We start from the raw sequence: 9,580 nt of genomic DNA on the forward strand, positions 1-9,580 counted from the left end.
ATGTCACGCAGGGTATCGGCGTGGCGCCATTTTCCGTTGCCGCGACGCCGGTCGATTTCGTCGTCTCGACCTCGCTCAAATGGCTGTGCGGCGCCTCCGGCGCCGGCATTTTGCAAGTCGCGCCCGACCTTCTTTCGACATGCCGGCCGGAGCTGCGCGGCTGGTTCAGCCAGCCGAATCCGTTCTCCTGGGATCTCGACGCTTCCAGCTACGCAAGCGACGCGCGCCGCTTCGACCACGGCACGCCGGCGATCCTGGCCAGCGTCGCCTCGCTGCCCGGCCTGCAATGGCTGGAAGAGACCGGCATCGACGCCATCCGCGCGCAGAACGCGGCGCATGTCGGGCGCATCATCGACGCCGCGATGAGCAATGGCTGGACGATCCGCTCGCCGCTCGATGCGGAGAAACGCGGCGGCAGCGTGATGATCGGCCTCCCGCAAGGGGTCGAGGCCGCGAAGCTCGTTGCGACGCTGCGCGACGAGCAACTTTACTGCGACGCCCGCGGCACGACGCTCAGGCTGTCGCCCGGCATGGTCACGACGAGCGCGGCGGTCGATGCGCTGATCGCGCGGCTGCGGGAGCTGATCGGCTCGCGCCAGCGCCGCGCATCCTGATTTCAGGCGCCGCCTCGCCTGCGGCGTCCGGGAGCTGGACGCCGAAAGGGGCGGAAGAGGAAATGCGCCACGCGAAGTGGCCGAACCAGAGGGAAGCAACATGTTCAAACGTCTAGGACTGATTGGCGTGGTCATCGCTGCCGGCGTCGCCTTCGCCGCGCCCGCCTTCGCCGACAAGATCATGGTCGGCGCCTACCCGGCCAACCCGCCATGGGAATACAAGACCGATTCCGGCGGCTTCGAGGGTTTTGAGGTCGATGTCGCCAACGACGTCGCCAAGCGCATCGGCGCCGAGGTCGAGTTCCAGGATCTCGGCTTCCAGGCGCTGTTCGCGGCGACCGCTTCCGGCCGCATCGACTTTGCCGTGTCGTCGATCTCGATCACCAAGGAGCGCCTGCAGAACCAGGGCTTCACCCAGGCCTATTACGACAGCGACGGCACCATCGTCGGCAAGGCGGACTCGACCATCAAGTCGCTCGACGACTTGAAAGGCAAGACCATAGGCGTCATCGCCGGCTCGACCGGCGAGGCCTATATGAAGGAAAACGCCGGCAAGCTCGGCGTCGCCGAAACCAAGAGCTACAACGCCCAGCAGGACCTGCTGCTCGACGTGCAGAACGGCCGCATCGACGGCGGCGCCGGCGAGCTCGCCGGCTTCCTGTTCGCCATCAAGCAGATGCCGGCGCTGAAGATCCTGGTGCGCATTCCGACCGGCGAGCGCTTCGCCATGATGACCAAGAAGGGCCACCCGCTGCTCGAAAAGGTCAACGACGCCATCACCGCGATGAAGAAGGACGGCACGATGGCCGCGATCCACAAGAAGTGGTTCGGCGTCGATCCGGAAGCCGGCACCAGCACGGTGACGCCGGGGCCGATCCCGCAATAGGGCCAGCAGTCGCAAACTCGCACGAGAGCGCCGGTCACGGCCGGCGCTCTCGCTTCGACCATTCGGATCCGCCTGCGCGGCGGGCCGCGTCTAACGGGTGACGCCGATGGAGCTGATCGACACCTTCTTCAACTGGGGCATCCTCGTCCGATCGTTTCCGATCCTCATCCGCGGGCTCGGCAACACCATCCTGCTCGGCTGCGCCGCAATCGTCTTCGGCACCATTGCCGGGCTGGCGATCTGCCTGATGCGGCTCTATGCGCCGAAGCCGCTGAGGCGGCTTGCGATCCTCTACATCGACATCTTCCGCGCGCTGCCGATCCTGGTGGTGCTGATCCTGATCTATTACGCCCTGCCCTTCGTCGGCATCCGCCTGTCGTCCTTCGTGTCGGCGGCCCTTGCCTTGTCATTGGTGCTTGCCGCCTTCACGGCGGAAGTCTGCCGCGCCGGCATCGAGAACATTCCCAAGGGCCAGTTCGAGGCTGCCGCAGCGCTCGGCCTGCCGTTCTGGGTCGCCATGCGCAAGGTGATCCTGCCGCAGGCGATCCGGGTCGTCATCCCGCCGCTGACCAGCAACTGCGTCTCGGTGTTCAAGGACACCGCGCTGGCCTCGGTGGTGGCGATGCCCGACCTTCTGAAGCAGGCCACCGACGCGCAGGCGCTGATGGCCAATCCGACGCCGCTGATCGGCGCCGCAATCATCTATCTCGCCTTCCTGTGGCCGCTGGTGCGGCTGGTCGGCTACCTCGAAGAGCGCGGCAAGGCCCGGTCCGGCGCGCACTGATCCCACCTTGAACGACATCGATACACTGAAGGAGACGTCCGTGAACCAACACCATATCTCGAAGGCACAGGACGGCGCCGCTTCGTTCCCGGTCGAAAAGATCCGCGCCATGTTCCCGGCGCTCAGCCAAGCGGGCGAGTTCATCTTCATGGACAATGCCGCCGGCGCGCAGATCCCGCAAAGCGTGCTCGACGCGGTGACCAACCATCTGGTCGGGCACAATGTGCAGCGCGGCGGCCGTTATGGCCGCAGCGTCACCGTCGACCGGTCGGTCGCCGAGGCACGCGACAGCGTGGCGCTTTTGATCAACGCCTACAGTCCGTCGGAAATCTGCTTCGGCATGAACGCCACCTCGTTCATCCGCCTGGTCAGCCTCGGCATCGGCCAGATGCTTTCGGAACGCGACGAGATCGTCGTCACCGACATGGACCATGACGCCAACATCGCCACATGGCTGGCGCTGGAGCAGGCCGGCGCCAGGTTCAAATGGTGGCGCATGCGCGAGGACGGCAATCTGCATGTCGACGATCTCAAGCCGCTGCTGTCGGAGCGCACCCGCCTCGTCGCCTGCACCGTGACCGCGCATTCGATCGGCTCGATCGTCGATGTCGCCTCGGTGGCGAAGATCGCGCATGCGGCGGGCGCCGAGGTGTTCCTCGACTGCGTGCATTACGGACCGCACGGGCTGATCGACGTGCAGGCCTGGGGCTGCGACTATCTCGTCTGCTCCGGCTACAAGAATTTCTCGCCGCATATGGGCTTTCTCTGGGGCCGCTTCGAGACGCTGAAGCGGCTGCCGACTTTCCGCGAGGATTTCATCCCCGACGAACCGCCCTACAAGGTCGAGGCCGGCACCTTCATCTACGAGAACGTCTCGGGCATGGACGCGGCGGTGCGTTATCTGGAATCGGTCGGCCGCAATTTCCTGGCCGAGAACAACCGCTCGCGCCGCGACAACATCGTTGCCGGCATGAACGCCATCCGCGATTACGAGCTGATGCTGGCGCGCGAGATGCTGAAGGTGCTCAAAGACTGCGGCGCCACCATCTACGGCGTCGCCGACGAAGCGCGCCTGCACGAGCGCGTGCCGACCTTCTGCTTCAACATCGGCAAGCTGTCGCCGCAGAAGATCGTCGAGGAGATGGCCGAGCTGCAGATCGGCATCCGCGACGGCCACATGTACGCGCCACGGCTGATGAAACGGCTCAACCTGTCGATGGACAGCGGCGCCATCCGCGCCTCGCTGGTGCACTACAACACGGTTGAGGAAGTGCACAAATTCGGCGAGGCGCTGCGCGCGATTATCGCGAAGCTGTCGTGATCTGACGACCTTTGATCCGAGCCTGCGCAGGTCATCGGGAGGGGCTACCTCCGCGTCGTCATCCATAGGCGGAGCAAGGAGCGAAGCGACGCGGCGCAGACCGAGGATGACGAAGGGACGTCTACGCCGCCTTCTTCTTGGCCAGCCTTGCCTTGATCGAACTGACGTCGGCGCGCGGCGTCGCGGCGAACAGGGTCTTGGTGTAGCTGTGCTTGGGGTCTGCAAAGACCTCGTCGCGCGGGCCGTATTCGACCGCCTCGCCGAAATACATCACCATTACGTCGTCGGCGATGTAGCGCACCACCGACAGGTCGTGACTGATGAAGACATAGGTGAGCTGGAACTCGTCCTGCAGGTCGGCGAGCAGATTGAGCACCTGCGCCTGCACCGAAAGGTCGAGCGCGGAGACCGGTTCGTCCAGCACCAGCAGGCTCGGATTCAGCATCAGCGCGCGGGCAATGGCGATGCGCTGGCGCTGGCCGCCGGAGAACATGTGCGGATAGCGGTTGTAGTGCTCGGGTCCGAGGCCGACCTTCTTCAGCATCTTCATGGCCAGGTCGCGGCGTTCCTCGGCCGGCTTGTCGGTGTTGATCAGCAGCGGCTCGCCGAGCACGTCGCCGATCTTCTGGCGCGGGTTGAGGGAGCCATACGGATTCTGGAAGACGATCTGCACCTTGCGGCGCATCTCCTTCGACAAACCGTCCCTGGCGATGTCGACCTTGTTGCCGTCGATGAACAATTCGCCCGACGTCGCCGGATCGATCAGCGTGATGATACGGGCGAGCGTGGACTTGCCGCAGCCGCTTTCGCCGACGATGGCAAGCGTCTTGCCCTTGTCGACGCTGAAGGAGACGCCCTTGACCGCATGCACGGTGCGCGCGCCGCGGAACAGGCCGCCGCCGACATGGTAGTCGCGCACGATGTTCTTGCCTTCGACGACCCTGGTGCTCATGAGGCGGCTCCGGTACTTGCCGCCTGGGGCGCCGGCTCGAACAGCATGTCGGAGACGGTCGGCAAGCGGTCGCCGACGGCGTTCTCCGGCAGCGCCGAGAGCAGCGCGCGCGTGTAGTTGCTCTTCGGGCTCTCGAACAGCGACAGCACGTCGGCCTCTTCCATCTTGCGGCCCTTGTACTGGACGATGACGCGGTCGGCGGTCTCGGCCACCACGCCCATATTGTGGGTGATCATGATCAGGCCCATGCCATATTTGGCCTGCAGCGAGACCAGCAGGTCGAGGATCTGCTTCTGGATGGTGACGTCGAGCGCCGTGGTCGGCTCGTCAGCGATCAAGAGCTTCGGATTGCAGGCAATGGCAATCGCGATCATGACGCGCTGGCACTGGCCGCCCGACATCTGGTGCGGGAAGGAGTTCAGCCGCTCCGCCGGCTCGGGAATGCCGACCTGCTTCAGGAGTTCGATGGCGCGCGCCCGGCGCTGCGCCCGGTCCATGCCCATGTGGAAGCGCAGCACTTCCTCGATCTGGAAACCGATGGTGAAGCACGGATTGAGGCTGGCCATCGGCTCCTGGAAGATCATCGACATGTCCTTGCCGACGATCTTGCGCCGCTCGGCAGGACTGAGCTTCAGGAGATCACGGCCGGCAAAACTCATGCGATCCGCGGTGACCGTGGCCGTCCAGGGCAGCAGCCCCATCACCGCCAGCATCGACACCGACTTGCCGGAGCCGGATTCGCCGACGATCGCCAGCACCTCGCGCTCGTCGACATGGAGCGAGACGCCGTCGACGGCGCGGAACGGACCCGATGCGGTCTGGAATTCGACGACGAGATTCTGGATGTCGAGCAGCGCCATCACGACCTCCTGAGCTTGGGATCGAGCGCGTCGCGCAGGCCGTCACCGATCAGGTTGATGGCAAGCACCGTGATCAGGATGGCAAGACCGGGGAAGGTCACCACCCACCAGGCGCGCAGGATGAACTCGCGCGCCGAGGCGAGCATGGTGCCCCATTCGGGCGTCGGCGGCTGGGCGCCGAGGCCGAGGAAGCCGAGGGCGGCGGCTTCCAGGATGGCGTTGGAGAACGACAGCGTGCCCTGGACGATCAGCGGCGCCAGGCAGTTCGGCAGGATGGTGGCGAGCATCAGCCGGAGATGGCCCGCGCCGGCGACCTTGGCGGCCACGACATACTCCCGGCTCTTCTCGGCCATCACCGCGGCGCGCACCAGGCGGGCGAAATGCGGCTGCAGCACGAGCGAGATCGCCAGCATCGCATTGAACAGGCCGGGGCCGAGGATGGTGACCAGCACCAGTGCCAGGAGCAACGACGGGAAGGCGAGGATCAAGTCCATGACGCGCATGATCGCGACGTCGACCCAGCCACGGAAGTAGCCGGCCAGCAGGCCGAGCGTGATGCCGCCGGTGAGCGCCAAAGTCACCACCACCGCGCCGATCAGCAGCGAGAAGCGCGCGCCGTAGAGCAGGCGCGAGAGGATATCGCGGCCAACCGCATCGGTGCCGAGCAGATACTGGGCGCTGCCGCCGGCCTGCCAGGCCGGAGGCCTCAGAAACGCGGTCTTGTCCTGGACGTCGGGCGCATAGGGCGCGAGCAGCGGCGCGAAGAGCGCCGCCAGAACCAGGAGGATGAAGACGAACAGGCCGATGACGGCGCCGCGGTTCACCGAGAAATAGTGCCAGAAGGTCCTGAAGCCGGTGAGGCGGTCCGGGCTGCCGCTGGCCATCGGGGCGATTTCGGTCGACTGGCTCATCACGCGGCCCTGATGCGCGGGTTGATGACGGCATAGAGCACGTCGACGATCAGGTTCACGGCCATGACGATGAGGGCGATCAAAAGCAAGCCTGACTGCACGACGACGTAGTCGCGCTTGAAGATGGAATCGACCATCCACTTGCCGATGCCCGGCCAGGCGAAGATCGTCTCGGTGAGGATGGCGCCGGCAAGCAGCGTGCCGACCTGCAGGCCGATGGTGGTGACCACCGGGATCAGCGCGTTGCGCAAGGCATGCACGCCGATAACCCGCGCCGACGACAGGCCCTTGGCGCGCGCAGTGCGGACATAGTCCTCGCCCAGCACCTCGAGCATGGCCGAGCGCGTCTGGCGGGCGATCACCGCCAGCGGGATGGTGCCGAGCACGATCGCCGGCAGCACGAGGTGACTCAGCGCCGAGCGGAAGGCATCCCATTTGCCGTAGAGGATGCTGTCGATGGTCATGAAACCGGTGATCGGCTTGAAGAAGAACTGCAGGCCCATGCGGCCGGAGACCGGCGTCCAGCCGAGATAGCCGGAAAAGAAGATGATCAGCAGCAGGCCCCACCAGAAGATCGGCATCGAATAGCCGACAAGGGCTGTGCCCATCAGCGACTGGTCGAACCACGAGCCGCGCTTGACGGCCGCGAAGATGCCGGCCGGGATGCCGAGCACCATGGCGAAGATCATGGCGAAGAACGACAGTTCCAGCGTTGCCGGGAAGAGCGTCTTGAACTCCTCGATAACCGGCCGCTTGGACGAGATGGAAACGCCGAAATCGCCGGTGGCGACCTCGCCGACATAGCGCGCATATTGCTGCCAGATCGGCAGATTGTAGCCGAACTGTTCCTTGAGCTCTTCATAGCGCGCGGGCGTCACGCCATGCTCGCCGGCCATGGCGAGGATGGGATCGCCGGGCAGCAGCCTGACGAAGGCGAAGGCACAGATGGTGATGCCGACCAGCGTCGGGATCAGAAGTGCGATTTTGTTGAGAAGATATCGGAGCATCTTGAAAAAAGGGGCGGCGCCGAACGGCGCCGCCCGCTCTAGAGTTCTATTCGGCCTTGTCGGTGCCGTCGAAGCGGTGGATGCCGAGCGGGTCCATCATGAAGCCGCTGACATTCTTGCGCACGACCGCATAGACCTGGCTGTGCGCCAGAAGGAAGGCCGGGGCCTGCTTCTGGAAAACAACCTGCGCCTGCTCGTAGAGCTTGGTGCGCTCGGCCAGGTCGCTGGTCTTCTTGGCCTTCTGGATCAGGTCCTCGAAGTCCTTGTCGCACCAGCTGGAGTAGTTCGACACGCCAATCGCCGAGCAGGCGAAAAGGGTGGCGAAGAAGTTGTCCGGATCGCCATTGTCACCGGTCCAGCCGATCTGGAAGGCGCCGGGGCGTTCCTTCTTCTTGCCTTCCTCGCGGTACTTGGTCCACTCGTAGTTGACGATCTCGGCCTTGACGCCGACCTTGGCCCAGTCGGCCTGGATCAGCTCGGCGGCGCGCTGGAAGTTCGGGTTGTACGGGCGAACGCGGTCGGAAGCCCAGAGCTGGATTTCCTTCAGCCCGGCGTCGGCCAGCACTTTCTTGGCGGCTTCCGGATCATAGGAATCGAACTTCACGTCCTTGTTCCACGACCACATGGTCGGCGGGATCAGGTTCTGGGCAGCCGTGGCGCCGGCATCCTGGAACAGCGACTTGATCAGCGCTTCCCGGTCGATCGCCTGGTTGAGCGCGTGGCGAACCTCGGGCTTGTCCAGCGGCGGGATCGTCGTGTTGTAGCTCATGTAGCCGATGTTCAGGCCGGCCTGGTCGAGCAGGGTGACGTCCTGGTTGGCCTTGATCGTGCCGATGTCGGCGGGGTTCGGATAGGGCGCGACGTCGCATTCGCCGGCCAGCACCTTCTGGATGCGCGCGGTGGCATCCGGCGTGATGGCGAAGACGAGATCGTCGATCTTTTCCTTGCCCTTGAAGTAATCCGGGTTGGCCGCGTAGCGGATGACCGAATCCAGCTGGTAGTCGACGAACTGGAACGGACCGGTGCCGATCGGCTTGGTCGAGAAGTCGGCCATCTTGCCGTCCTTCGCGAGCTGGTCGGCATATTCCTTCGACACGATCGAGGCGAAATCCATGCCGAGATTGGCCAGCATCGGCGCGTTCGGCTCGGTCAGCGTCAGCTTGACGGTCAGGTCATCGACCTTTTCCCACTTGGCGACGTATTTCGGCATGTCCATGCCGGTGTAGTAGTCCCAGGTCAGGTTCGGCAGATACTTCTCGCCGTTCCAGGGGTTTTCCTTGTTGAACTGGCGATCGAAGGAGAAGACGACGTCGTCGGCGTTGAGGTCGCGGGTCGGCTTGAAATAGTCAGTGGTCTGAAACTTCACGCCCGGATGCAGGTGGAAAGTATAGACCAGGCCGTCGTCCGAGATTTCCCACTTGTCGGCGAGGCCGGGCTCGATCTCGGTGCCGCCATGCTTGAATTCGACAAGGCGCGAATAGACCGTGCGCGAAGAAGCGTCGAAATCGTTACCGCCCGTCGTCGTACCCGGGTCGAAATTGGCCGGCGATGCTTCCGAGCAATAGACCAGCGTCTTGGCGTTGGCCACGCCACTGAGGACGCTTGCAGCCAGCAACGCGGCTGCAAAAGTCAGTTTCTTTTTCATTGAGCACTCCCTGATGTTCTGCCAAGCCCCTCTAGCAGGCTCGCGAAGCGCGCATATAAGCACCGTTTTTCTGGCTTTGGAACACCCCGTTTGCGTACCCCATGGGAAGCAGGAAAAGAATCCGAAATCTCCTAAAACCCCGAAGGAAATTAGCATAATTTTTCGCTCACGTTAATGTTAACGATCGCATTTTTTTATTGATCGGCGCCTTCGCGAAATCGGCGCGGCGCAGCTTCCTTCGCGCGGCCCGCCACTCGGCAAGATGCGTTCCGGGCGCGGGAGGACGGAAGGATTTCGACGGCAAATCTTTGGGCTTCTGCCGCAAGGGCAAGACTTGCACGGCCAAGGATAGTCGCAATACATAGACGGCATGCCGGATTTCTTGAGGAATCCGCAACCATTGCGGCGGAGGGCGCTTCTGTCTTTCAGAGGCGGCGCGGCACGAGTGAACGACGACGGGAGGGACAGGGTGGCGAAGGCAGCAAAAACCACGGCTCCGGCCAAGACGAAGGCCGCGTCAAAGCCGGCCGCCGGGTCCGGCAAGACGGCGCCTGCGGCCAAGGCGACGGCCAAGTCGAAGGCGGCCACCCCCGTGAAGCC

Annotated in this window: 9 protein-coding genes; 4 read left to right on the forward strand and 5 right to left on the reverse strand. The window is 64.2% G+C overall.

Going from position 1 to position 9,580, the window contains the following annotated elements:
- The 4 genes from EN780_RS19595 to EN780_RS19610 all read left to right on the forward strand — a co-directional run.
- The coding region (locus tag EN780_RS19595; protein ID WP_128275046.1) for an aminotransferase class V-fold PLP-dependent enzyme at positions 1-614 on the forward strand (614 nt) is incomplete at its 5' end.
- Between the two features lie 100 nt (positions 615-714).
- Positions 715-1,500 carry an ABC transporter substrate-binding protein gene (locus tag EN780_RS19600; protein WP_128275047.1) on the forward strand — a complete coding sequence of 262 codons (786 nt, stop codon included), beginning with the start codon at positions 715-717 and terminating at the stop codon, positions 1,498-1,500.
- 106 nt (positions 1,501-1,606) lie between these two features.
- A complete protein-coding gene (locus EN780_RS19605; protein WP_127282835.1) occupies positions 1,607-2,284 on the forward strand; it encodes an amino acid ABC transporter permease in 678 nt (225 codons plus the stop codon).
- A 40-nt stretch (positions 2,285-2,324) separates the two neighbouring features.
- Positions 2,325-3,605 (forward strand): cysteine desulfurase-like protein, encoded by a 1,281-nt coding sequence (locus EN780_RS19610; RefSeq protein ID WP_128275048.1) that lies wholly within the window; start codon positions 2,325-2,327, stop codon positions 3,603-3,605.
- Positions 3,606-3,726: 121 nt separating this feature from the next.
- Here EN780_RS19610 and EN780_RS19615 read toward each other — a convergent pair whose 3' ends face one another.
- From EN780_RS19615 to EN780_RS19635, 5 genes are read right to left on the reverse strand one after another with little or no spacing between them, the layout of a single operon-like run.
- Positions 3,727-4,557, reverse strand: coding sequence for a dipeptide ABC transporter ATP-binding protein (locus EN780_RS19615; RefSeq protein ID WP_126056740.1), 831 nt, complete (start codon positions 4,555-4,557; stop codon positions 3,727-3,729).
- Positions 4,554-5,417: an ABC transporter ATP-binding protein gene (locus EN780_RS19620; RefSeq protein ID WP_128275049.1), complete on the reverse strand. Its 864-nt coding sequence runs from the start codon at positions 5,415-5,417 to the stop codon at positions 4,554-4,556. The genes EN780_RS19615 and EN780_RS19620 overlap by 4 nt, the downstream gene beginning before the upstream one ends.
- Positions 5,417-6,301, reverse strand: a complete 885-nt coding sequence (locus EN780_RS19625) for an ABC transporter permease subunit (RefSeq protein WP_245478370.1) — start codon at positions 6,299-6,301, stop codon at positions 5,417-5,419. The genes EN780_RS19620 and EN780_RS19625 overlap by 1 nt, the downstream gene beginning before the upstream one ends.
- 26 nt (positions 6,302-6,327) lie before the next feature.
- Complete coding sequence (locus EN780_RS19630) at positions 6,328-7,335, reverse strand: ABC transporter permease subunit (protein WP_126056743.1); 1,008 nt, start codon at positions 7,333-7,335, stop codon at positions 6,328-6,330.
- Positions 7,336-7,381: 46 nt separating this feature from the next.
- Positions 7,382-8,980, reverse strand: coding sequence for an ABC transporter substrate-binding protein (locus EN780_RS19635; protein WP_127282839.1), 1,599 nt, complete (start codon positions 8,978-8,980; stop codon positions 7,382-7,384).
- Between the last annotated feature and the right edge of the window lie 600 nt (positions 8,981-9,580).

It is taken from the genome of Mesorhizobium sp. M4B.F.Ca.ET.089.01.1.1, assembly GCF_004022605.1.
Classification (GTDB): domain Bacteria; phylum Pseudomonadota; class Alphaproteobacteria; order Rhizobiales; family Rhizobiaceae; genus Mesorhizobium; species Mesorhizobium abyssinicae.

What these genes read in the sequence shown, in the direction of transcription:
- EN780_RS19600 (WP_128275047.1), top strand. Translation starts at nt 715, where the DNA reads ATGTTCAAACGTCTAGGACTGATTGGCGTGGTCATCGCTGCCGGCGTC.
- EN780_RS19605 (WP_127282835.1), top strand. Translation starts at nt 1,607, where the DNA reads ATGGAGCTGATCGACACCTTCTTCAACTGGGGCATCCTCGTCCGATCG.
- EN780_RS19615 (WP_126056740.1), bottom strand. Translation starts at nt 4,557, where the DNA reads ATGAGCACCAGGGTCGTCGAAGGCAAGAACATCGTGCGCGACTACCAT.
- EN780_RS19620 (WP_128275049.1), bottom strand. Translation starts at nt 5,417, where the DNA reads ATGGCGCTGCTCGACATCCAGAATCTCGTCGTCGAATTCCAGACCGCA.
- EN780_RS19625 (WP_245478370.1), bottom strand. Translation starts at nt 6,301, where the DNA reads ATGGCCAGCGGCAGCCCGGACCGCCTCACCGGCTTCAGGACCTTCTGG.
- EN780_RS19630 (WP_126056743.1), bottom strand. Translation starts at nt 7,335, where the DNA reads ATGCTCCGATATCTTCTCAACAAAATCGCACTTCTGATCCCGACGCTG.
- EN780_RS19635 (WP_127282839.1), bottom strand. Translation starts at nt 8,980, where the DNA reads ATGAAAAAGAAACTGACTTTTGCAGCCGCGTTGCTGGCTGCAAGCGTC.